21 protein-coding genes and 3 pseudogenes are annotated in these 22,860 nt (G+C 50.4%); 6 read left to right on the top strand and 18 right to left on the bottom strand.

Annotated elements, in window-relative coordinates; all coding sequences use genetic code 11:
• Positions 1 to 2: 2 nt before the first annotated feature.
• The 17 genes and pseudogenes from rbsK to JCM10914_RS20555 form a co-directional block, all read right to left on the bottom strand.
• Positions 3 to 917, bottom strand: coding sequence for a ribokinase (gene rbsK / locus JCM10914_RS20625; RefSeq protein ID WP_023964242.1), 915 nt, complete (start codon positions 915 to 917; stop codon positions 3 to 5).
• A gap of 29 nt (positions 918 to 946) precedes the next feature.
• A complete protein-coding gene (locus tag JCM10914_RS20620; protein ID WP_370570270.1) occupies positions 947 to 2,926 on the bottom strand; it encodes an ADP-ribosylglycohydrolase family protein in 1,980 nt (659 codons plus the stop codon).
• Positions 2,818 to 3,054, bottom strand: coding sequence for a hypothetical protein (locus tag JCM10914_RS31980; protein ID WP_023964238.1), 237 nt, complete (start codon positions 3,052 to 3,054; stop codon positions 2,818 to 2,820). Before JCM10914_RS31980 ends, JCM10914_RS20620 begins: the two co-directional genes overlap by 109 nt.
• Positions 3,055 to 3,140: 86 nt before the next feature.
• Complete coding sequence (locus JCM10914_RS20615; RefSeq protein ID WP_036719369.1) at positions 3,141 to 4,292, bottom strand: ADP-ribosylglycohydrolase family protein; 1,152 nt, start codon at positions 4,290 to 4,292, stop codon at positions 3,141 to 3,143.
• A 14-nt stretch (positions 4,293 to 4,306) separates the two neighbouring features.
• The gene (locus tag JCM10914_RS20610) at positions 4,307 to 5,794 is read right to left on the bottom strand and encodes an extracellular solute-binding protein (RefSeq protein ID WP_023964234.1); all 1,488 of its coding nucleotides are present in this window, start codon (positions 5,792 to 5,794) and stop codon (positions 4,307 to 4,309) included.
• Positions 5,795 to 5,922: 128 nt separating this feature from the next.
• Complete coding sequence (locus JCM10914_RS20605) at positions 5,923 to 6,795, bottom strand: carbohydrate ABC transporter permease (protein WP_023964232.1); 873 nt, start codon at positions 6,793 to 6,795, stop codon at positions 5,923 to 5,925.
• Between the two features lie 16 nt (positions 6,796 to 6,811).
• The gene (locus JCM10914_RS20600) at positions 6,812 to 7,705 is read right to left on the bottom strand and encodes a sugar ABC transporter permease (RefSeq protein ID WP_023964230.1); all 894 of its coding nucleotides are present in this window, start codon (positions 7,703 to 7,705) and stop codon (positions 6,812 to 6,814) included.
• Positions 7,706 to 7,708: 3 nt separating this feature from the next.
• Positions 7,709 to 8,035, bottom strand: a complete 327-nt coding sequence (locus tag JCM10914_RS20595) for a DUF4387 domain-containing protein (RefSeq protein WP_023964228.1) — start codon at positions 8,033 to 8,035, stop codon at positions 7,709 to 7,711.
• A gap of 12 nt (positions 8,036 to 8,047) precedes the next feature.
• Positions 8,048 to 9,397 (bottom strand): acyclic terpene utilization AtuA family protein, encoded by a 1,350-nt coding sequence (locus JCM10914_RS20590; protein ID WP_036719367.1) that lies wholly within the window; start codon positions 9,395 to 9,397, stop codon positions 8,048 to 8,050.
• 85 nt (positions 9,398 to 9,482) lie between these two features.
• Positions 9,483 to 10,177 (bottom strand): annotated as a pseudogene (locus JCM10914_RS20585) (FadR/GntR family transcriptional regulator).
• A 273-nt stretch (positions 10,178 to 10,450) separates the two neighbouring features.
• On the bottom strand, positions 10,451 to 10,756 hold the full coding sequence (locus JCM10914_RS20580) for a hypothetical protein (protein WP_036719365.1): 306 nt from the start codon (positions 10,754 to 10,756) through the stop codon (positions 10,451 to 10,453).
• 64 nt (positions 10,757 to 10,820) lie between these two features.
• Positions 10,821 to 11,612: a lipid II flippase Amj family protein gene (locus JCM10914_RS20575; protein WP_036719383.1), complete on the bottom strand. Its 792-nt coding sequence runs from the start codon at positions 11,610 to 11,612 to the stop codon at positions 10,821 to 10,823.
• A gap of 127 nt (positions 11,613 to 11,739) precedes the next feature.
• Positions 11,740 to 12,321 (bottom strand): hypothetical protein, encoded by a 582-nt coding sequence (locus tag JCM10914_RS20570; RefSeq protein WP_023964216.1) that lies wholly within the window; start codon positions 12,319 to 12,321, stop codon positions 11,740 to 11,742.
• Positions 12,322 to 12,376: 55 nt separating this feature from the next.
• Positions 12,377 to 13,051 carry a sugar phosphate isomerase/epimerase gene (locus JCM10914_RS20565; protein WP_231638723.1) on the bottom strand — a complete coding sequence of 225 codons (675 nt, stop codon included), beginning with the start codon at positions 13,049 to 13,051 and terminating at the stop codon, positions 12,377 to 12,379.
• Positions 13,024 to 13,278, bottom strand: a complete 255-nt coding sequence (locus tag JCM10914_RS30780) for a hypothetical protein (protein ID WP_023964212.1) — start codon at positions 13,276 to 13,278, stop codon at positions 13,024 to 13,026. Before JCM10914_RS30780 ends, JCM10914_RS20565 begins: the two co-directional genes overlap by 28 nt.
• Before the next feature lie 164 nt (positions 13,279 to 13,442).
• The gene (locus tag JCM10914_RS20560; RefSeq protein WP_036719363.1) at positions 13,443 to 14,018 is read right to left on the bottom strand and encodes a histidine phosphatase family protein; all 576 of its coding nucleotides are present in this window, start codon (positions 14,016 to 14,018) and stop codon (positions 13,443 to 13,445) included.
• Positions 14,019 to 14,233: 215 nt separating this feature from the next.
• Positions 14,234 to 14,608 carry a sensory rhodopsin transducer gene (locus JCM10914_RS20555; RefSeq protein WP_023964208.1) on the bottom strand — a complete coding sequence of 125 codons (375 nt, stop codon included), beginning with the start codon at positions 14,606 to 14,608 and terminating at the stop codon, positions 14,234 to 14,236.
• Positions 14,609 to 14,776: 168 nt separating this feature from the next.
• On the opposite strand from JCM10914_RS20555, the gene JCM10914_RS20550 reads away from it, so the two are divergent.
• The 6 genes and pseudogenes from JCM10914_RS20550 (at position 14,777) to JCM10914_RS20525 (ending at position 22,464) form a co-directional block, all read left to right on the top strand.
• On the top strand, positions 14,777 to 16,510 hold the full coding sequence (locus JCM10914_RS20550) for a sensor histidine kinase (RefSeq protein ID WP_023964206.1): 1,734 nt from the start codon (positions 14,777 to 14,779) through the stop codon (positions 16,508 to 16,510).
• A 14-nt stretch (positions 16,511 to 16,524) separates the two neighbouring features.
• The gene (locus JCM10914_RS20545) at positions 16,525 to 18,066 is read left to right on the top strand and encodes a response regulator (RefSeq protein ID WP_023964204.1); all 1,542 of its coding nucleotides are present in this window, start codon (positions 16,525 to 16,527) and stop codon (positions 18,064 to 18,066) included.
• Between the two features lie 142 nt (positions 18,067 to 18,208).
• Positions 18,209 to 19,551: pseudogene (locus tag JCM10914_RS20540) on the top strand (ABC transporter substrate-binding protein).
• 118 nt (positions 19,552 to 19,669) lie between these two features.
• Entirely contained in the window at positions 19,670 to 20,569 is a 900-nt protein-coding gene (locus tag JCM10914_RS20535) for a carbohydrate ABC transporter permease (protein WP_023964198.1), read from the top strand.
• A gap of 5 nt (positions 20,570 to 20,574) precedes the next feature.
• Positions 20,575 to 21,408 (top strand): carbohydrate ABC transporter permease, encoded by an 834-nt coding sequence (locus JCM10914_RS20530; RefSeq protein WP_023964196.1) that lies wholly within the window; start codon positions 20,575 to 20,577, stop codon positions 21,406 to 21,408.
• A 24-nt stretch (positions 21,409 to 21,432) separates the two neighbouring features.
• Positions 21,433 to 22,464: a glycoside hydrolase family 88 protein gene (locus JCM10914_RS20525; RefSeq protein ID WP_023964194.1), complete on the top strand. Its 1,032-nt coding sequence runs from the start codon at positions 21,433 to 21,435 to the stop codon at positions 22,462 to 22,464.
• A 173-nt stretch (positions 22,465 to 22,637) separates the two neighbouring features.
• Here the strand turns inward: JCM10914_RS20525 and JCM10914_RS20520 are convergent.
• A pseudogene (locus tag JCM10914_RS20520) lies at positions 22,638 to 22,814 on the bottom strand (hydrolase); the annotation flags it as partial.
• Positions 22,815 to 22,860 lie beyond the last annotated feature (46 nt).

The following is a 22,860-nucleotide window of genomic DNA, read 5'->3' as shown; positions in this document are numbered from 1 at the left end:
TATCACTGCTGATCCATATAAGCCTCGATCTCATCCCGGGATGGAATCGAGGACTGCGCACCCGGACGTGTCACGGTTAGCGCCGCTGCGGCTGTAGCGAACTTCAAAGCCGCTTCCGTCTCCATCCCGTTCGTGCACGCTGCGGCATAAGCACCGATAAACGTGTCGCCTGCCGCTGTGGTATCGACCGGTTTTACACGGAATGCCGGGACGATAATCCGCTCCCCAGTGGCACTCGCATAGAAGCAGCCCTGCTCGCCTAGCGTGACGATCACACTCGCGGTTCCTGAAGCGATGATCAATTCCGCCGCCTCGGCGGCCGAGACGGCGTCATTCACCTTGATCCCGCTGACCACGGCTGCTTCGGTCTCATTCACAATGAGTGTATCCAACAGCGGCAAAATGTTGCTTGGCACCGAGCGGGCAGGCGCAGGATTTAACCAGACCCGTACGCCAGCAGCATTTGCTGATGAAATAACATGCTCCGTCGTTGACCACGGAATCTCGTTCTGCAGCAGAACCGCGTATACGCCATCCCAGTTCACCTCAGAGTCAACATCTGCTTCGGTCAACCTACCGTTGGCACCTTCCGAGAGAACAATATAATTCTCTCCTTCAACGTTAACGGTGATCAGCGCGATTCCTGACGTCCCCTCCTTGGTGAGCACTGACTTCACGTCAACCCCGCGATCCTCCAGCGAGGCAACCAGCGTATCACCGAAAGGATCTACTCCCACCGCACCAACCATAGCACAGTCCGCACCAGCCGAAGCCGCCGCCACCGCTTGATTAGCCCCTTTTCCACCAGGAAAGAAGGAGGTAGACTTGCTGTGAATCGTTGCCCCCGGCTCCGGAAATTGTTCGACTGAACTTACCACATCCATATTGATGCTTCCTATGACTAACAGCTTCTGCAATGATACCGCTCCTTTTTCAAGAAAGTCCCTTATACCGTGGTTCGAACGTGAATATCCTTAATTCGGTTCTCGCCGTCTTCCAGACTTCCAAAACCGAACATTCCGTAAGCAAACGTACTGTCTTTGCACTCCAGTACATCCTCTCCATTAATATACAACGTGAATCGATCCTGCTCGGCTACCAGTTTGAACTGATACGTCTTGCCAAGCTCCCAATCGTAACGGGCGGTAATCAGGCGCTTCACTCCGAATTCTTGCTTGATGAAAGAGACGGAGTTCGGTCCATCGAATCCAGCTAGGTAATAGCGCATTACGCCTTGCCCCCTAGTGATCATACCGTGGCTGTTGCCTGTGACTGGTGTAATCGTCGCCTCCACCACAGCATCGGTTGCGTAATAATTACCAGAGAAGGAAGCCGTATCGCCTTCCGTTGTGCAGTGCAAGCTGTCACCATCTAGCTCCCACTTGCCGCGGTGGTGCGCAAACGGCGTCACGGATGCAAATTCCTTGGCTTGCTTGGCAAAGTCAATCGTATAATCCGCCGTTCCATGAATATGGAAGCGCCCAATGAACAAACGGCCAATCGCGCGGTTCAGCAGCGGTGACGGGCTCTCCAGAATCCACCCGATCTCATCGATCATGGCGCCTTGCGTATCCGGGATGACGAATTGGATCTCATTCCATTGACCCGCAACAGGCGTAACCGGACTCAGAAGCACATCCTCACCAGTGTACGTGTTGCGCACATACGGAGTCAGGGTGATTGGTTCCCCTTCCCACTGGTCCACTTGGATTTGAGCGGTTACCGTCTGACCGCTGTATGCTAGCGGAGCAAAGGTCGGCTTATACTTCTCGTCATCAAACTCGGCTCTCCGGTAAAACGGTTTGTAGTAGATCTTGCTGCTGTCCCCTTGCACCAAGCGGTCAAACACAATCTCCAGCGAGCCGTTGCCCTCGTATGCTACCTTGGTTGAATGGCGTACAACAGGCGTCTTGAACGTATTACTAGTCCGAAATCCATGGGTAGAACCAGACAGTTCGAAGTCAAGTAACACCTCGCCCTGTCTTACGGATTCAACAAGCGCCTGGGGTGCTTCTTGGCCGTTCAATCGATATCCCAGCAATGACAGCTCCTTGGAGAAGGTCGGAAAATCAACCAGGTTCAAGTAGCCAGACACACTGGAGGCCACGATGAAATCGTTGATCGGCTGCCGGTAATGATCCGGAATGCCCGCCAAGCCACCGAATACGCCAAGAATACTGCCTACATTGCCTGCGTTGCAATCGGTGTCCCAGCCGCACATCGAAGCGATCTCCACCGTCCGGGCAAAATCCCCTTCGCCATACAGCAGCGCCAGTACGCATACGCCCGCGTTCGGGATAATATGGCACACCCCGGTATATTTATCGTATCCCCAATGATCCTCTAAATATTGACGGCACGCCTGCCAATCCGACGGATGCTCACGCTGGAAATCCATGACGGCATGCACGACTCGCGCATACGTAGAATCCTCGGGAATCATGCGCAGGCCTTCGGCGATGATCTCGTCTATCGAGGATGCATCAAAAGCCTTGGCGATACATGCCGCCATAAAGCGGGCGCCGTACAAGCCGTTGCCATCATGGGATACGCTGGCTGCTTTTTCCGCATAATCGGCTGCCTGCTCTACTTCTCCCGGGAACAGCAACCCCCATGAATCGATGAAGATCTGGCCACCGATCTGTTCAGCCATCTCGGTGCCGTTCACTTCGATCGAGCCGGAGCGCGGTGCGGAAATACCCTTGCGCAGATTGACGTATGCCCGATGCTCGGTACTGATATCCTCACCGCCCCACCAGAACATGCCAATGCCTTCACGGGCGTAATTCAGCCACGCTCTACCGACATCCTCCGGCGTCAGGTCCCGATCCACGGCATCGTCATAGAGCGCGCGGATGAAAAAAACGGGTCCATTGGCATCATCGTCTGCCGCAAACGTCCGGTATGGCTTAACATAGTCTCTGATATCTCCGTACACATCACGATTCGCTCATACGTCCAGGCGACCGGCTCGATTGGCGCACCGAGTCGAATCCCGATATTCATTCCGATAAACCCTGCGTATACAGTCTCTACATAGTTGTTAGGTATCATAGCTCTCCCTCCTAGCCAGTTACGCTAGTTAAATGAATTAGATCATCCCCGGATCGCTATGAAATCGTAGTTATCCGGGGATGTGGTTAGTTAAGGACGCTCTGTCTGGCAGCGTGCGACTGAAGGTCTTCCTTGATGATGCTGGCGGCAACCTCGCTGAACCGATCTGCGATATCAAGCAAGTCCAGACGATTGACCTTGTTCAACTGCTCGATGTCTTCTTGATGAACGATCTCCGCACCATACATGGCGCCCAAGATGACGCCGGCCATGACGCCGATGGAATCGGTATCCCGTCCGGAATTAACGCCGTCTTGAATGGTGCGGTAATACTCCCCATCATTTAGCACCATGAACGCCAGTGCCATAGGCAATTCCTCGATCGACCAGAGTCGGCTAGGCGTATAGTGGTTGCTCGGTACCCCGACTTTGTCGATATGGCGGCTTACGTCGTCGCCCATCGGCGAATACTTGAGCATGATCCGCTGGAATACCGCGATGACTTGATCCATATCGTCGCGCCGATCGCGCAGTTCGCGTGCGGCTTCAGTCATTTCCTCAATGGCCGCTTTTGTACCGTCCTTGGCAAGATGAATGGCTGTCTTGATGATATCATCAACTGTCACGCCCGGCTCGAACGCCTTGGCGACACAGGCGGCGAGTACTCCTGCCGCTTCGAGACCATAACTGTTTTGATGGCCCATCGCGAACAGAATCGCTTCATCGTAGGCCGCTTTCGGATGCCCTGCATTCACAATCCCGATCGGGGCGATATACATCGCCGCTCCGCAGTTCACCATATTACCGATCCCGCCTTCCCTTGGATCGCAGTTGGCGAGCACATGGCGCATGAAGATGTATTTTTCCGGATAGAACAACCGATCGATAATGTGCGTCTCTTGATCCAATTCAGGCACGAATGTCTTACGAAAAGCGATTTCCTTCACGAATTCATTGCCCAAATCATAAGCGTCCAGGTGTCGGCCTTCGATGTGATACACATTCATGAGCGCAATCGTCATCAGCGTATCGTCTGTAACAATCCCATCACCTCTTACCCGGCCAAGCCGGACATCATGAGGCAGGTCCATCTTATGCCATCTGGTCATAATGGATTCTACGCGTCCGTATTTCGATTTAATCTGATCGTAGGTCAGTTTCTCGATTGGAGCTCCCATGGCGTCTCCGAGCGCGGTAGAGATTACCACGCCCCTCACTCGGTCACGAAACGAAGTCATAATTTATAAGCTCCTTACTTGATGTTGTCGTTAGCGTATTGCGTAATCTCAGCTCCACCTGCGTTGTTCCAGGCTTCCACGAACTGATCGAACTGTGCCAGATCCTTCTTACCAGTGATGAAATCGGTTGAATATTCTTTATACAGGTTGTTCATCGCATCCCAGTTCGCGATAAACTGCTCTGGAATGATGAAATTATTATCCTCGGTGTAGTACTCGGAAGCCATCTGCAATGCTTCTGTTCCTGGTTCGCCAAGCAAAGGCGTCTTCAACGGCGTCTCCGACTCAATCTCCACGGGCTCCCAGAAACGTGCATACCATTCGGAATAATACTTCTCGTTCAGTTCAATTTCTCCATCGGCGACTTCATAGTGTTCACCTTCAAAGCCGAGACGATCCAGCATTTGGCCCTTCGGACTTGCAAGATAATCGAACACCTTGAATGCGACGTCTTTATGAGCGGACTGCGAGGAAATTGCAAGGCCTCTGGATTCTTTCGTTACGTCGGTTGCCCCAAATCCTTGGCCGCCTTCGCCCTTAGCCGGTGGCAGCACGACCAAGTTCGCCTCTTCTCCACCAAGTTCCTGCATTCTGCCATCATACAAATCGATGATTTTGCCCGCAGTACCCGTAATTACAGCTGCATCGCCTTTATAGAATGCATCTTCCTTGGTATCCCATTGCTTGGTGATGAACTGCGGATCTAGCAGACCTTCTTGATACAGCTGGTTGTAGAATGTCAGTTTCTCCTTCTCATTCTGAGATACTTTGGAGTATTCATACGTGCCGTCGTCTTTCTTCAACCAGGTTGCATCCAGACCGAAAGCGGTATCAAATATGAAATCGATCTCTGCAATATCGCCTGCAGCCGTAAGCGCGTAGCTCGGCTTGCCATCACCTGGCTTCTTCTCTACCAATTCTTTAAAGAACGCATGATAGTTATCAATCGTAGGATCTTCCATAAGTGCAGTCGAGCTGTCCATCGCATTAAACCAATCGGCACGTACAACCGGAGTCTTCGGTGCGAGCGGCTTCACCCATAACAAGTACGGATAGCTATTCATCCGGGTCTGGTTATGCGGTTCCATGATATTCTTCAGATGCGTTGAATTCTCGATATATGGAGTCAAGTCCTCCAAAAGGCCTTGATCCGAAATTTGCTGGTCTCCGCCCTGGAAATAGATGATATCCGGAATCGTACCGCCGAGCAGCAGCAGATTCAAGTTTTCTGCGTAGCTGCCTTGAGCCAGATCAACAAGCTCGAATTTTACATTAATCCCTTCATCTTCTGCTAGTGACTGCTCCAAGGTCTCGAAAAATTTCACGGACACCGGATTTGAGGTTCCCTCGTCCTTGTACACAATCTTCAAAGTAGCCGGATCCCCGCTTCCATCAGGCGTCGTCCCAGGATCAGGGTCGGCTCCGCCCGGCGAGTTCGATGTGCAAGCGGCCATGACCATAGCCATCATTGCGACGATTAACAACATGCTTAACTTTTTCATGTTCATTGTCTCCCCTTTTATAAATTTGAACATCTACATAGCTTGAACTAAAGAGATTTACCGGAAATGCTCGACAATGAGAACTTTAGTTCATTCTATCTAGCCGTTAATAAGCTGCCCTTCCCGGCCTAATCTTTGACTCCCCCTTCGAGCTCACCTTTGGCGTAATATTTCAGGATGAAAGGATATAGGAACAGCAGTGGCACAATCGCAATGATGATCGTACCTGCCTGTAGAGAAGCAAAGTCAAAATTAATCGAGCTGTCAAACATGTTCTGATTGCCGACCAGCGACGTGTTGTCCTTGCGGACAACGAACTGTCTCAGCACGACCTGTAGCGGCCATTTGCTTGGCTCGGAAATATACAGCGTTGCCCGGAAGTATTCATTCCAGTGATAAACCCCGTAGAACAGACCGAGCGTAGCCAACCCTGGCTTGGAGAGCGGCAGGATGATACGGCTATACAGCCTGAAGTGTCCAGCCCCGTCCATTCGGGAAGCCTCCAGAATTTCCTCCGGAATGTCCTGAATGAACCGCATCAGAATAAATAAGTAGTAAACATTAATCGCCTTGTACAAAATAAGCGAGGTAAGTGTGTTCATCAGACCGAGATCTTTGATCAGCAGGTACTCAGGAATCATGCCCGGTTCGAATACCATGATCACAATTAGGAAGAACAGCACGAACTTTTTCCCGATAAACTCGGTTCGGGCCAGTACGTAAGCCGCCATCGACGTTAACAGCAGATTGAGAAACGTACCAGCGATCGTAATCCACACCGAATTCAGAATACTGCCCGTTATGAGCGGATTTGATAATAGCAATTGGTAATTGATTGTCGAGAATCCCTTGGGGAAAATGTCCAGTCCGCCCATCAGATGGGCATTGCCCGGGTCCGTCAAGGACAGCGCCAGCAGATTCAGGAGAGGAACCAATACCATGAGCGTCAACAGAAACAACACTGCGTAAATGACGATTTTCGAAAACTCCAGCCGTCTCATCGTAAATCCCTCCTTTTTACCAAACGCCCTTGCCCGAGATACGTTTCGAAATAAAATGTGTACCCAGAATCAGCACGATTCCGATAACTCCCTTGAACAAGCTTGCCGCCGTAGCGTAAGCGAATTGGCCGTTCCCGATACCGATACGGTATACATAAGTATCCAGAATATCGACAACACTGATAACGGAGTCGTTCATGAAGTTAAATACCTGGTCGAAACCGGCGTTCATGAAAAATCCAAGGTTCAGGATGAAGACGGTTACAACTGTGCTGTATAAGTGGGGCAGCGTAATAAACCGCATCTGCTGCAGACGGGTTGCACCGTCGATCTTGGCAGCTTCATATAATCCCGGACTGATCTTCATAATAGCCGCCAGATAGATAATGGAGTCCCAGCCGGCACTTCTCCAGATTTCGGAGAATACCAATACCCAGCGAATGTGTTCCTTGCTCGTCATGTAATCAACCGATGGAATCTGAAAGAAATTAGCAATTAGGTTTACCCCGCCATCGGCCGGATTCAGCAAGCTAATCCAAATCCCTGCAATAACGACCCACGACAGGAAGTGAGGCAGATATACGACCGATTGCACATACTTCCGGTACTTGGAGCTGCGCACCTCATTAATGAGCAGCGAGAGCATGATCGGTATCGGGAATACAAAGATGATCTTCATCACGCTGATGATAATCGTATTTTGAAGCACGCTGGCAAAGGCTGGCGAACTAAAGAGGGTGTTAAAGTGCTTCATGCCCACCCAGATATGATCGCCTAAGATGCGGTAATCCTGAAACGCCAGCTTCATCCCGTACAACGGTATAATGTGAAAAATGAAAAAGTAGAGCAGAGGCAGTGACAGCATCGCGTACAATACCCAATCCTGTCGTAGACGCCGCAGAACTTTCATCGCTTACCCCTCCTCCGGTTGTTCAATGGAAAGCTTCATGAGGGGAGCATGCTGCTGGGCTCCGTACACATCCCGATCTCCGACATTGCCGGACGATATATCGCGTGAGATGGTAATCTTGAAGCCGAGCCCCTGGTCGAAAAAGACCAGGTGGTGAATCTGCTCCTCCTGTACTTGATACAAATCGCATATGGTCTGCTTGGTTATAATACCGGACCGTTTCACTCGGTCGTACTGCTCTTTGGAATCAAACAACACATCGAGTGTGATCTCGAAAGGCCCGGAGTTCTTGCTTCGCAGCACTTTCGCCAAGTCGCCCAGTTGAGTCATGTCGAATCCTCCTTATCGTTGCTCTATCCGAAAAGCATTATGCTTAATTTCCATGAGGTGGTACACAGAGAATTCGTAGACAGGGCCGAACTCGATATCGCTTGGGGCGAACGGAAAGGCCAGGTTGCCTGCCGTCGATTTGCGGCCATCGTAGCCGTAATGTAGAAATGTGGAACGAACCGTAGCACAGATGCTGTTCGCCAGTTCCTGTGTCTTGGCCACAACCTCAAACATTACGCCAATCTCATGTCCCTGGAACGTTTCGGGCTCCTTGCTGCCAAGCACGCCGTTCTTGCCGTAATTGTAGAATTGAATCTGATAATCCTCTTGCGGAATCTCGCGATAATACTCTCGCGCTTGATTCTGTACGTAGTCTTCTACTTCCTCCAGCTTGCTGATCAGGATCGGATCGCGGATGCCTGCAATGACAAATGTACGGTAGGCAACGCGTCTGGCACCTTCCAGCTTGATGAAATACTGTTCTGCCGGTATAAACTTGCTGCCGAATACACGTACGACGCCGGGCTCGGTCTCATGGAAGCGGCAATCCTCCAGATCAAGCGTGAACCCTGGTCCATGGAGAATATACGGATGCTCTTTCTCGTAAAACGTGTGGGCAGCAACGCTGGTCGGACTGCATCTGCGCACCGGATTCAGCGACTGTACGGTGAAGTAGTCCTCACCGATCGTGCCAAGAATGCTGTCTTTCGTCGTCCCCGGCTCTGCACAGAGCGCGCCGCACTCCAGGATCTTGCCCAGATGATAGGAAAGCCCAGGGTCCTTGCCGTGATAGATACCGATCGCAGCGAACGGCGATGGATCGTAGGCTCGTCCACAGACGATAATGTCGCCGCCTTGCTTAAGCGCTTCCACAATTGGCTCATGGCCCATCTGTGCCACGATGCTCTTCGTTTCATGAATCGCTTCCGCGGTTAATGCCGGAATATTCGGGCTTAGCGCCTGAATCCGTCCTTCTTCCCTAGCACGATGAATTTCTTCCTGGTTAAAATCCGCCCAGATGACGGTGATCTTCGCCTGCAAGTCATGATCTCGTAAAATTTCATCGATAATGTCCAGTGTCCAGTTCACGTGCGTGTCAGCGCCGGAGCCGCCAGCCGATCCGATAATGATTGGAACCTTGCGGGCGAGTCCGTTCGTGATCATGATCTCCAGGTCCTTCTTCACCGCCCGTTTGCTGACAATCGATACGCCGGCGCCCAGCTTGTGAGGTCCTCCGTCCGTCGATCCGGCATCGACCACGATGCCGTGCAACTCCTGCTCCATTCCATTCATGAAGGATTGCTCCGGGAATCCATAGCCCAACATTCCGCAGGGTGATAAAATTCGAATGTCTGTATTCATCTGCAGTCCCTCTTTACCAAAATATTCACTCATGCCCATTGGGTAATTGGATTATCCAATTTGTGCTAAAAAGGGTCACCCCTTTTTAGACATGAATGTAGTTTCTCTGTATATTCTCCCGAACCTTGCTCAAGTGGTTCAGCAGTGCCAGCTTCGCTTTAACCGGATCGCGCTCTTTAATCGCTTGGACGATCAGCAAATGCTCCTCGTAAACCTCGCTCTTGCGTCCGGGAATTTGAGCTGTCTTGCTTAACGTGCGCTGCAGCAAATCCATGTGCAGCTCAATCATGTTCACGAGCACCACATTATGCGTTGCCTTCGCGATCGAAAGATGGAACGCCTGATCCGGCTTCGAGCGATCTCCATCGAGATCAATCTCTCCCCATTTCTCGAAGGCAGCTTCGATCTCTGCGATATCCTCTTCGGTCGCTCGCTTCGCGGCCAGCTCCACAATGCCTGTCTCGAACAACTCACGTGCCTCGAGCAGTTCGATGATTGTGGCGCGTTCGATATTGTCCATAATCCGGGTGCGATCCTCCGCGACATCCAGCACCTTGCTCAAAAATCGGCCTCCGCCGGGTCTGGCCTCGATCAAGCCTTCTCTTTCCAGTATCCGGAACGCTTCACGCAGCGTGCCCCGCTGATGCCGAAGGACTGTGCGAGCTCGCGCTCTGTAGGCAATACATCGCCTGGTGCCAGGTTTCCTTCCAGTATGAGATTCTTGATCTGTTCAATGACATCTTCGTATACCCTATGATATTTAATCTTCTTAATGGTCATATGACTTTCCTTTCTATCCATCTTGCGCAAACGGTAATTGGATCATCCAATCGACCGCATGTTTAGAATAAACGCTTATGTAAGTGCTGTCAAGTGTAGAAATAGCGCTTTCAATCCGTATTTTGAGGTAATTATTGCCTTAATGCATTTAATTATCGGGTAATTGGGTGATCCAATTATTTGGCTATAAGATCATGAACGATGACCTTATAGCGGACGTGACATTGTACAAAGTCCTGCGTTTCCCACAATCAGCCGGCCTCTCTGCACAAATTATGTACGATTCATCCATTTTATAAGAAGCATTCTCGTGCCCGTATATAAAAAACACAATACAAAAAATCCTACAATAAATTTAATGTTGCTCCAATCACTGTTCCATTCAACATGAGCAATATGAGAGGATGAAGACTGGAGAGGAATCTCGATCACTTCACCAACATTTGAATTGGTATCTGATTCTTCGATATAGGCTTCTGGAAATCTATACCCGTGCCATATCATAAAGAGATAATATCCCCCATAAATCACCACAGCAAACAAAACTGATTCTAAAACAATGCGTCGTCGAGACAACATGATATTTATCCCTTCTTTATTCATGACATCCAGAGAAGCTATACACGCTTTAAGCATCTTACCATCAGATCCATCCTACGATCACACTGATCGCATAAGCAGCCGGGACAAGCAATACCTGAGCCAGCATCGTGCCGAAGAAACGTGACACCATGAGCATCGTATATATTTTGCCTAGTTGCTCTTTGGCTTCTTCATCTCGCGTTGCCTTATCCATAATCAAACCTAGCTGCGGGTCAATGAAAATCGTCAAGATAATCGTGGCAATTCCATTGATCAGGCCCGTAGCCTGAGATGCCATCGTGCTGTACTGGGGTACGAGATGGGCAGCGTACAATGCCGCCAAGACACCTACGGTATAAATAGCCGTGACCACCACGTTAAGCAGAATAAATCGTTTGGGTACGCCCAGGTAACGAAACTGGCTCCATCTCAGATTTGGCTTGCTAAGATAATGCCTCGTATTCTTGAGCTGGCCAACGGTTACGCTCGTGACAAGCTTCGGGATTGATCCAGCTACCTCCAGCTTGCGAATTAAGCGGCCGGCGAGGTTAACGAAGGTGGGGAACAACGCGATCGCCACAATCGTACCAACCGATGCGGCTAACAGAATAACGCGAAAATGCGAGAGTACATCAAAGGTAGCATCCTCTTTGGCATAGTCGACGAACTTGCCGGTAAGCGGTGCTTGTATTAAATTGGAGGTTCGCGATACCAGCACCACAATCCCTGTTAAGGATAAAGCCACAGCCAGCTTATTCAGTTTCACACCGGCATAGCGGATCGAATAAGACAAGGTCTCCGACGTATGAATGATCATCGTCATGACAAACACAACGATCAGGTTCTGGATCATCATCAACCTGTCACCACCGTCATATTGAAATCAACACCATACTGGCGAAGTCCTAATTTGGCAGCAACACGCTGCGAGTTTACATTATTCCAAGCTGTGCTATAGAGCGGGCGTTTCCCTCCTTGCTTCACCGCATAAGCCAGCTCCTTACCGTCTTGGCAGCTAAATCCCTGCCGCGATAATCACTTGTTGTAGCCAAGCTCGCTTCCACTGCTTTAGCAGAAGTGCGGGCCGAGCAGCAGACCGAGACGACAGCTCCATCCGATACGTAACCCACCACCGGCATCCGCAGCTGCAACTGCTCAATCAAGTCGGGAAAGTAACGTTCCAATAGCGTGTCTTGAGCCTTATCGATCAGGATAACGTCAGGTTCAGGCGGCGGAAGATGCTCAAGCTGTTCCGACGAAAAGGCATAAGCCGGTCCGGCCCAAATATCCTTCACAGCATAGTAGCGACCCAACAGGGTATATAAGTGAGAAATTTGGATACCTTCTCGTAAATGCAGATGCAGCTCCCGTTCGAACGATTCCGGCATCCACTCTGCCACGTAGACCTGCATTCCTTGGGTCGTTGAACCAATAAAAAATGCCGTGTCTGCTGCTGCATTGGCTTCATTAATACGAATAATCTGCAACTGTTCATTCAACACATATAGCGTCTCCGCTTGAATCTGCATTAACTGCTCATCGTTATAATCTACTGGGATCATACGATATCACTCCATTCGTTGGATGACCGTCTTCTTCATCATTGTATCGCTACAATCAACGGTTTAGCACAGGCCCTCCCCGCTCCTCAAGCAATGTGGCAGTCTGTTGGTACACTTGATACAATTCCTGCCTTGAGATTCGGTCGGCTTGATGTTCGAAGGTGAGATGAAACGCTTGGTTGCTAGTCGCGAGATAGCGTAAATAGGCTAGGGAATCTCCGAAGTTGTCGTCGTGTTCATGCAACGCAAGCACCGGAAGGTGATGAGTGAACGCATGCTCTTCATAGAACACATTACTGTAATGAACCAGATATACATGAGGCGCTATTTGATCCAGGAACGCATAGGGGTCAAACCCTGGGAACGCTCTTCGTGTTATATCTAATCTGGCAGTATCCAAGACAAACTGGATATCGGGAAATGCGTGGAACTGATCGATCAGAATATCCTCATATTCACCAAAGAAATCGTGCTCCAGCACGATTCGCTGACCGTAATGAAGCTGCAGCGTGCTTAGATGCTCAAATAGCTCTTGCGACCTCTCCTTGAAAAGCCCCCTGCTCAATTGGCTATTACTATAGCGCCGCTCGACATCAGGTAGGCGAGGATAGGGGCGAAATGGTGCTTGAAACGTCGGATAGAACGGATAGTGAAACAAAATATAATCTGCACCGTACAGCGACGCAAGCTGAACCTCACTGGTTATTTGCTGAAGCGCCTCGTGGAACACCTCGGCTCAGGCGCATTCAGCAATGGTAAGCTATAACCTGAATTGCCCAGCACAGGCCCATGAATCCCGTATTCAACCTGATGAAGTCGACAGAAGTCGCTTACCCGCTGCACGGCGGCCCTATTCGCGTAACAAGAAATCTCCATTCCGCTAATATGATCATCTGCAAGCTGCTCCCATCTCGCCTCCGAGAATTCATGCCACATGCCAATCTGTAAACGCCGCATCGTATTTCACGCTCCCTATCATGTAAAATCGACTTGTTTCCACTTTCTACTGACAGAAGATTGCTGAATCGCATCTAATTCAGCTTGGGCCCGATGACCATCCCGGAAGCTCGGCACGTGCGAGTCGATCTAGCAACAAGTAAGTAAAATATTACTGCGATTGCCTAGCTTTGAATTTGCATTAAATAAGTGCCCGTCTCTCCCAAGAAATCTTGACGTGTCACGTTGCGCTCGCCTAGATATTGACGATATGCGGTAATCGTCCCATCATGGGTCAGAATGTAGATGCGCGGTCTATCAAGCCCCTTACACCACGATAAGAACTCGGACGCCGTCTGTTCGAATAGTGATTCAGATATTGCATTTATGCCTTCTTCCCATGCACTATAACGGCTTGTTATAACGTCTAACCGATGCGCTTCTTTCACCACGTTCAACGAGAGCGGCGAGTCGCATCCATAGGACATAGAGGCGGCCAGCAGCGGGAACATCCGCGGTCCTACGGCCTGATGCACGATTTGCTTACAGGCAGCGCCCTCAGACCACAACTGTGCCGTCTCTATCGTTCTTCTTGTTGGACTTATGACGATTAGATCGTCTGAGGATAATGGCAACTTGTCCTGCAACTTCTTACTCTGCCGCTGGCCGAGCGGCGTCAGGCCGGGGTCTCTTAACTGCAAGCTACGCGGGGGATTCATCGTATGTTCTCCCTGTGCGTGGCGGACAAATAGAAGTTCCATTGGGATCATCTCCCCCTTGCGCAACATTCATTATCTATTCATCTCGTACAAATTCAAGTATATCTCTCCTATGACCCTAATTCCAGAAGCTTCCTCCGTTCTTGTAATAAGCTTTCAATTATAATGGGTGACGTTACGTTCTGCGCAAGTTTGCATGATTCATCAATATAAAAAGGAACCTCGCTGAGGCTCCTTATACCGTCGGCATCTCTTTACTAAACCTTCCCCGATACCGGATAAGCCATCACACTCATAAGTGCGTTCTCGGCTTGCGTGGAATCGAGCCGGCTATACTGCACAAAGACAGGTGCGCTGCTGATGACCTCCATCGCATAGGGAATGCCCGCAGGAATACCTTCGCCATTAACCTGGAGCGAGCTGGTCCGAATATGCTTCGTTCTCTGAGCAGGGACGATCGTCTCCATGCCTAACAACGGTTCACGGTCCTCAAAATAAGCATGGACGGTAACCACAGCTTCCTGATCGCTTACATTCAAGACGCAGACCGATTCATGGCTGGTCAGCTCACCACGGCTGGTGAGCGGAATATATCCATCCGGAATGATCCATTGCATTTCACCTTTTGACATGTTGCTGTATCTCCCCTTCCAATTATCCGTGGATCTTGTTCAATTAACCGACTCCTTCTCCCGAATGCACGCCTGAAGGCTCTCTTATAAGATACCATATTCTTATTGACAGCGTTTACAACCCAGTCCATAATGTGAGCACCATATGATCAGCAAGGAGCTGTTGCCGTGCAAAGATGGATTACCGTCTATCGAAATATGAAGATTCGGAACAAACTATCACTGCTTATCGCCTTAATCGTTGCCATGACCTTTACTTTCGCCGTCATCGTTCAGCAGTACGCCTTCTCCATCTACGATGAGCAGCTCTACCTCAAATCGTCTCAAGTGCTTCATCTGTCGTCTTCAGCCATTGAGTCAGAACTCGAACGGATCGAACAACTATCCTTTAATATCATAACCGATACGCAGATTCAAAATATACTCCGTTCCATCTCCAGCAGCGATTCCGATTATGATCGGCTTATCCTGCGCCAGCAGCTGGTGGACCGTCTCTTAAATTATGTCGGATCTGAGCCCATGCTCCATTCCATGCACTTGATAGATGCCTACGATAAGCAGCACGATGTCGGCAGCGTCATTCCGATTCAATCGGCGAGACGGGAACATATTCTTCAGCTTGCAGGAGAAGCCGATGGGGAAGCACGCTGGTTGTATCCGGACCAACAGGATTCTGCCCTCGTGCTGACCCGGGAAATTCGCTCCTATACCGGAACATTATTTGACCTGCAATATTTAGGGACAATCATCATTCGCATCAACATGGACAAAATCGTGCGCAAATCGGCGGCCGTGGAGGGAGATCTCATCGTAACCGCGGGATCTGACGTCATCTATCCAGAAACGCCGCATTTTGAGCCTGCTCTCATCCAGTCCTCCCTGTCATCAGGCAACGGCTATCTGACAAGAGAATTGAACGGCCAGACCTATTTCATAGCGCATAACCGCTCCATCGACACCGGCTGGACCTACATGAACGTCACTCCCTTCAATCAAACGTTCAAGCAGATCATTTTTATCAAGGAACTCGTCATTATCGTATTTACGGTCATTTTTGCCGTTGCGATTCTGCTCGGCATCCGTTTCAGTCGCGGACTTACGCGTCCGATCGACAGCCTGATTGCCAGGATGAAGCTGGCTGAGAAAGGAAACTTCGCCGAGGCCAACGTTCTGACCCAGGATACGGCAACCGTAGCCATGGATGAGCTGGGCCTGCTGCACCGTACGTTCCGCTTAATGGTAGAGCGGATAAACGCACTGATCACGGAGAATTATGCGAACCGGCTATTGGTGAAAGAGACGGAATTCAAAGCGCTGCAAGCGCAGATCAACCCTCATTTTCTGTACAACACCCTGGAATCCGTCAACTGGCTGGCCAAGATGAACAAGCAGAGGCAAATATCTGACATGGTGCAAGCACTAGCCTATCTGCTCCGTCATTCCGTCAGCCTGAAAGAGCCGATTCTGACTTTAGCGGAGGAGCTGGAACTGGTGAAACATTACGTCATTATTCAGAAGTTCCGCTTTGATGACCGGCTGCAGTTCCGCTTGGATGTACCGGAGGAGCATCTGCAGCGCAAGATTCCTAAACTAACGCTCCAGCCCTTACTGGAAAATGCCATCCATTATGCGCTGGAACCCTCGCTTGAACCATGCCATATCTGTCTGTACAGCCTTGAAACCGAGAACGAATTCCGTGTCATCATGGAAGATGACGGCCCCGGCATGGCTCCCGATACGATCGACTTGTTACGTAAGGGCAGCATCTCCACAGGCGGTAACGGCATTGGCCTCGTTAATATTGACGAACGAATCAAGCTGGCCTTCGGCGACCGTTACGGATTGATGATTGACAGCCAGCCGGGAGCTGGTACGCGCATTATCTTGTCACTACCCAAATAACGGAGGGATCATCCATGTACAAAGTTCTTCTCGTTGATGATGAACGGATCATTCTGGACGGAATCTCGCAATTAGTGGATTGGTCCGCGTATCAGACGGAACTGGTCGGAACCGCCCAGAACGGGGTGGCTGCATATGAGATCATTGCAGAATCTGCACCGGATATTGTAATATCCGATATTCGCATGCCCGGACTTGACGGACTGGAGCTTGTTGCCAAAACGAACGCTTCCCATCCGCATATTAAATTCGTGCTGTTGTCCGGCTTTGGTGAATTTGAATATGCCAACCGCGCGATGCAATATGGCGTCAAACATTATCTGTTAAAACCCACGGATGAGAGCAAGATCGGCGAAGCCTTGCAGGAGATCGTCGACGAATTGGAGCTGCATGAACACCAAGAGACGTTCATTCAGGAGATGAAACGACGTTTTCAGAGAGTACTTCCTCACGTGAAAGAACAAGTGCTTAAAGAGTTCGTGACCAACAAAACCTATGGGCAGCATGACCTCGAAGAATACCGACTTTGGTTTCACTATGACTTGGAACAACCGGTTCGACTGTTACTGTTCCAGTTGGAAGGCGATATGGACTTCGAGCTTCAATTCGCCGTGAAGAATATTGCGGAAGATCTGCTTGAACGAACGCTGCTCAGTACGACGATGGGTCAGCACGTCCTCGTCTTGATCGAGAACTGCTCGGAGGAGATGCTTCACAAGCAAATCCAGCAGATCCGTCACGCCTTCAAACAGTTCTACAAGATGGATGTCACGATTGCGTTAAGCGATCCGGGACATATGTCTACGGCCAGGAAGCTATACCGAGATACGCTGCAAGTCTTAAACTATCGTTTTTATTTGGATGAAGGTGGCATGATTACCATGAATGATACCCTGCACGGGCATAATCTCGGTGAAATATTCGTCTTCGACGAGGAACGGCTCTGCATGCCTGTCAGGTCGGGTCATCGCAAGGAAGCCGACCAGGCCTTGGCCGAATTCATCCATGAGCTCAAACGAGCGCAGCTCAGCATCGACTTAACCAAGTCGTACGCCATTCAGCAGTATGTTGCATTAATCCGCCTAACGGAACCGGCTCGGATGCACGAGAGATATCAGCGCATTTCGGAGATGGCGGAGATGAGTACCCTGCAAGCCATTCAGACATTTTTGGATGAGACGGTCAAGGAAATTTCGCAGTGCAACTACGAGCAGACGACGGTGAAATATAACGCGATTGTCCGCAAGGTGATTGAGATCATCGAAGAACAGCTTGGCAATTCGGAGCTCTCCCTGAATCTGGTCGCGCACGACATGCTCTATATGAATGCGGATTATCTAGGCAAGCTGTTCAAGAAAGAGACGGGTGAGAAGTTCTCCAATTACGTCATGAAACTGCGGATGAAGCGCGCAACGGAGTTGATGTGCAAGGACCCTGATGTCAAAATCTTTGAAATGGCGCAGCAGCTGGGATTCGGTGATAATCCGCAATATTTCAGCCAAGTATTCAAGAAACAGATCGGTTGTACGCCGTCGGAATATCTGCGTAAAGAATGATATCAGTTGTACGTACATATCTACTTTTTGAACAAATTACACGGTTTTCTTCCTTACCCTTTCCATCGTAAATCTACATAATTGGAAATGTAAGCATTCACATTTTGATATCTTGATTCATGAATACGGGGGAGGAAATCAAATGAAAAAAGTGATGACCACACTGCTCACGTTCACGTTAATCGGAAGTCTGATCGGATGTGCAGGCAATGGCGGTACCGCTGAGCCGCCGACCAGCAGCAATACCGGCACGGATGCGCCGCCCGTGGTGGCAAGCGAAACGAACGACCCGGTGAAATTACGAATCGCTTGGTGGGGAGGACAATCCAGACATGATTACACGCTCAAAGTCATCGAGATGTACGAAGAACAGAACCCGCATGTGACCATTGAACCTGAATATGCTCCGTTCGACGATTATTGGAAGAAACTCGCCCCGCAAGCGGTAGCCGGCGGACTGCCGGATATTATTCAGATGGATATTTCCTATCTCAATCAATATGCGGGCCGCAACCAACTGGCAGATCTCCAGCCTTTCGCAGATAGCGGTGCTTTGAATGTGGCAGATGTCAGTGATAATGCCCTCAGCGGCGGTGTCGTAAACGGCAAGCTGGTGGCGATGAACCTGGGAGTCAATGCACTGCAAACTACCTTTGACGTGGAGACGATGAAGAAGAACGGCATCCATATTCCGCCACAGGATTGGACTTGGGATGACATGGATCAGATGGGCGCCGAGGCGAAGGAAAAAGGATTGCAGATCGGCGGTTTCGCCTACCGACATGACGTCTTCTTCCCTTATTACCTGAGAACCATCGGACAGAAGATGTACAGTGCGGATGGAACAACGATCGGATACGCCGATGACCTGCCTTTTATCGATTACTTCACGCGCTACCAGAAGTGGTATGACAACGATTATATTCTCTCGCTGGATAAAGAGGCTCAGAAGAAGGGCGTTGCGGAGGAAGATGAGATGGTCCTTGGCAATGCCATCTCCGGCACTGGCTGGTCGAATCAGTTCCTGGCCGTGGCCAACCTGATCACAGACCGTTCGCTTGAACTCAATCCGATGCCGGGTCCTGGCACGAAGGAAGGCTTGTTCTTGAAGCCATCCATGTACTTCTCGGTAACCGAGTCCTCCAAGCATAAAGAAGAGGCGGCGAAGTTCATCAGCTTCTTCATTAATGACATCGAAGCCAACAAGCTGATCAAAGGCGAACGCGGCGTACCGGTCTCTTCCAAGGTCAAGGAAGAATTGAAAGCGCTGCTGTCCGAGAACGAAGCAAGATCTTCGATTATGTGACGTGGGCGGAATCCAACAGCACCCCGGGCGATCCGCCGAACCCCATTGGTGCGGTCGAGATCGAGAAGCTGTTGCGTGATCTCAGCGAACGCATCTTATTCAAGAAGATTTCGATTCAGGATGCCGCGGTAGAGTTCCGGAAGGAAGCCAATGCCATTCTGGCCCGCTCCCAGCAATAACAAGCTGCAGCCATTTTCGCATCGGTATGCTCATGCGTCAATGGCTGTTTTCATGAAACTCATCAGTGCTTCCGCACCATGGGACACTGCAAAATTGAAATGGTAGGGGTTGAACACTATGAAGAAGCTCCGTGAGAACGAGCACATCACCGGTTACGTCTTCTCTGCTCCGTTCGTGCTTGGCTTTCTCATTTTCACGCTGTATCCCATCCTGTCCTCCTTATATTATTCCTTCACGAACTACAATCTGATGGAAGCGCCGAGATGGCTCGGACTCGGCAATTACGAGCGGCTCTTTATGGAGGATGACAAGATTGCCAAATCGTTTCAGGTTACGTTCACCTACGTACTGGCGAGCGTCCCGCTTCGGCTCATCTTCGCCCTATTCGTCGCCATGATTCTGAACACCGCTACCAAAGCGGTCGGACTGTATCGTTCAGCCTTTTATCTGCCGTCTCTGATCGGCGGCAGCGTGGCTGTCGCAATCATGTGGCAGCAAATCTTCGGTGACCAAGGGCTTGTTAACTCGGCCTTATCGCTCATTGGCATCGAGTCGTCCACCTCCTGGATCGGGAATCCGAGCACGGCGCTCTGGACGCTGATTGCACTGTCGGTGTGGCAGTTCGGATCTTCCATGATTATTTTTCTCGCCGGTCTCAAAAACATCCCGAAAGATTATTATGAAGCGGCCAGCGTGGATGGGGCGAATGCGGTTCATCGCTTCATTAAGATTACGCTGCCCATGCTCAGTCCCATCATTCTGTTTAACCTGACGCTGCAGACGATATCGGCGTTCCTCACATTTACGCCTGCCTATATCATCTCACGGGGAGAAGGCGGACCTCTAGACCAGACGCTGCTCTATTCGTTGTATCTGTACCGCAAGGCATTCTCGCACTTTGAGATGGGATACGCCTCCGCGCTTGCTTGGATCATGCTGCTGATCGTGGGTGTCCTGACCATTGCCATCTTCAAATCCTCCACCCGCTGGGTGCACTATGAATCGAAGGGAGACTAAGCTTCATGACCAGAGGTAAACGCGTACTCTATCACACCTTGGTTGGCTTGTTTGCTCTCGGGATGACCTATCCGATTCTGTGGCTGGTAGCCAGCTCACTCAAACCCAACCATGAGATCTTTACCACCGCTTACAGCCTGATCCCCAGTCGGCTTGAGTTCGCCAACTATGCTTCAGGCTGGCGCGGCTTTGCCGGGACGACCTTCGGCACGTTCTTTAAGAACTCGTTCATCATCGTCATCATCTCTACCATTGGCGCGGTCGCGTCCTCTGCACTCGTTGCGTTCGGCCTGGCCCGTACCCGATTCTTCGGCCAGCAGTTCTGGTTCGCCTGCATGATGATCACCATGATGCTGCCGCACGACGTTGTCATCGTTCCGCAATACGTGATGTTTGCCAAGTTCGGATGGATCTCGACGTTCAAGCCCTTAATCGTTCCTCAATTCTTCGGCATCCCGTTCTTTATCTTCCTGATCATGCAATTCATACGCACGATTCCGAAGGAGCTTGATGAGGCGGCGAAGATCGACGGGTGCAGCAAGTACGGCATCTTCGTCCGAATCGTTGTCCCCTTAATCGTCCCAGCGCTAATTACGTGCTCCATCTTCTCCTTCTACTGGAGATGGGATGACTTTATCAACCCGCTAATTTACCTAAACAGACCTGATTCTTATCCGGTCTCCCTTGCCTTGAAGCTGTTCCTCGACGGCGAATCTCTCAACAACTGGGGCGGCATGTTTGCCATGGCGACCTTGTCCTTGCTGCCGGTTGTGATCGTGTTCTTCATATTCCAGAAGTACATCGTCGAGGGCATCAGTACGACCGGATTAAAAGGATAATGGAGGATGAAAGGAGATTTGATTATGCCAACACTTAAATATGATGAACAAGTTGTAGCGCAAGCGATAGACCGGGTGGTAGAGCGCACCTTCCGCATGGATTTCAGTTGGGATTGGCCAGGCGGCGTTGCTTTCTATGGCGTATGCGAAGCCTATGCCGCTACGGGGAAGCGCGAGTATCTGGAACCGCTGAAAGCCTGGGTCGATGAAAACATGGAGGACGGACTGCCGAAGTTGTCCGTGAACGGCGTATCCATCGGCCACTCCTTATTGACCTTGTACGAGGTCTATGAAGATGAACGCTATCTGGATACGGCGAAAGCGATGGCGGAATATCTAACGCTTGACGCCGCTCGGTTCGGCAGCGGGATTTTTCAGCATACGGTGAATTCCGAAGCCTATGTATTTCCTGAACAGGCTTGGGTCGATACGATGTTCATGGCCGGATATTTCCTGCTGCGCATCGGTGTGCTCCTGGAGCGAGAAGAATATTTCGAAGATGGATTAAGACAATATCACGGACACGAGGACTGCTTGCAGGATCCCGTCAGCCATCTGTATTATCACGGCTGGGATAACCTGGCCAAGAACCATATGTCCGGCGTATTCTGGTGCCGGGGCAACGCGTGGGCCGCGATCACGATGGCTCGTGCTCTGGAGCTTACCCCCGTCACGCATCCGTCCTTCATGACCATCGAAGGCTCGCTGCGTGACCAACTGAGCGCACTCGTCCGATTGCAGGACGACTCCGGCTTGTGGCATACGATCACAATCGACCCGGAATCTCCGCTGGAGACCTCAGGTTCAGCGGGTATCGCCGCAGCACTGTTAACAAAGGGACGTCTTTACAATAAATACAGCCAGAAGTCGCTGGATGGCATCCTGGCCCGGATAACGGAAGACGGTACGGTCACCGGCGTGTCTGCCGGAACGGCGGTCATGAAGGACACACATGGCTACTGCCATGTCCCGGATAAACGCATTCAAGGCTGGGGACAAGGGCTGGCCCTGACCTTCCTCGCCGAAGTGCTCAAGGTGAAACAGAATCCATATTGAAGCTGTCCGTGCATACAAGAAGCCTGGCTTAAGAGAGCATCTCTACATTAAGCCAGGCTTCTTAACGCTCGATTATGCTGTAAGTACGCTCTGTAATTTCAGCACCCCTACTTCGACGGATGTCTCCAAATAACCGATCATTTGGTTCATCGTGAACACGTTCAGTTGTGCGTTCGGTAATCAATGTGCGTCGAGAAATCTTGAACTTCACCTGCAAAGCAATGCGACAGCTCTTTCGGAGACACCGCATCGGGTGCGATACTCCCCAGCAGGAAGGCCGTTCGATCTTCCATCGACAGTTCTTCCGCTATCCGATTGGCAATGATCAGATGCATGATTCTTGAGCCCATCGTTTCCCTCACCCTTCAATTAACATAATCGAATGTAATACCTGGA

Source organism: Paenibacillus sp. JCM 10914, from assembly GCF_001315105.1.
In the GTDB taxonomy this organism is placed as follows: domain Bacteria; phylum Bacillota; class Bacilli; order Paenibacillales; family Paenibacillaceae; genus Paenibacillus_AQ.
Note: the sequence above shows the minus strand (reverse complement) of the source record. Positions and strands in the feature narration are given on the sequence as shown.

What these genes read in the sequence shown, in the direction of transcription:
- JCM10914_RS31980 (WP_023964238.1), bottom strand. Translation starts at nt 3,054, where the DNA reads ATGATACCTAACAACTATGTAGAGACTGTATACGCAGGGTTTATCGGA.
- JCM10914_RS20615 (WP_036719369.1), bottom strand. Translation starts at nt 4,292, where the DNA reads ATGACTTCGTTTCGTGACCGAGTGAGGGGCGTGGTAATCTCTACCGCG.
- JCM10914_RS20610 (WP_023964234.1), bottom strand. Translation starts at nt 5,794, where the DNA reads ATGAAAAAGTTAAGCATGTTGTTAATCGTCGCAATGATGGCTATGGTC.
- JCM10914_RS20605 (WP_023964232.1), bottom strand. Translation starts at nt 6,795, where the DNA reads ATGAGACGGCTGGAGTTTTCGAAAATCGTCATTTACGCAGTGTTGTTT.
- JCM10914_RS20600 (WP_023964230.1), bottom strand. Translation starts at nt 7,705, where the DNA reads ATGAAAGTTCTGCGGCGTCTACGACAGGATTGGGTATTGTACGCGATG.
- JCM10914_RS20595 (WP_023964228.1), bottom strand. Translation starts at nt 8,035, where the DNA reads ATGACTCAACTGGGCGACTTGGCGAAAGTGCTGCGAAGCAAGAACTCC.
- JCM10914_RS20590 (WP_036719367.1), bottom strand. Translation starts at nt 9,397, where the DNA reads ATGAATACAGACATTCGAATTTTATCACCCTGCGGAATGTTGGGCTAT.
- JCM10914_RS20580 (WP_036719365.1), bottom strand. Translation starts at nt 10,756, where the DNA reads ATGTTGTCTCGACGACGCATTGTTTTAGAATCAGTTTTGTTTGCTGTG.
- JCM10914_RS20575 (WP_036719383.1), bottom strand. Translation starts at nt 11,612, where the DNA reads ATGATCCAGAACCTGATCGTTGTGTTTGTCATGACGATGATCATTCAT.
- JCM10914_RS20570 (WP_023964216.1), bottom strand. Translation starts at nt 12,321, where the DNA reads ATGATCCCAGTAGATTATAACGATGAGCAGTTAATGCAGATTCAAGCG.
- JCM10914_RS30780 (WP_023964212.1), bottom strand. Translation starts at nt 13,278, where the DNA reads ATGCGGCGTTTACAGATTGGCATGTGGCATGAATTCTCGGAGGCGAGA.
- JCM10914_RS20560 (WP_036719363.1), bottom strand. Translation starts at nt 14,018, where the DNA reads ATGGAACTTCTATTTGTCCGCCACGCACAGGGAGAACATACGATGAAT.
- JCM10914_RS20555 (WP_023964208.1), bottom strand. Translation starts at nt 14,608, where the DNA reads ATGTCAAAAGGTGAAATGCAATGGATCATTCCGGATGGATATATTCCG.
- JCM10914_RS20545 (WP_023964204.1), top strand. Translation starts at nt 16,525, where the DNA reads ATGTACAAAGTTCTTCTCGTTGATGATGAACGGATCATTCTGGACGGA.
- JCM10914_RS20535 (WP_023964198.1), top strand. Translation starts at nt 19,670, where the DNA reads ATGAAGAAGCTCCGTGAGAACGAGCACATCACCGGTTACGTCTTCTCT.
- JCM10914_RS20530 (WP_023964196.1), top strand. Translation starts at nt 20,575, where the DNA reads ATGACCAGAGGTAAACGCGTACTCTATCACACCTTGGTTGGCTTGTTT.
- JCM10914_RS20525 (WP_023964194.1), top strand. Translation starts at nt 21,433, where the DNA reads ATGCCAACACTTAAATATGATGAACAAGTTGTAGCGCAAGCGATAGAC.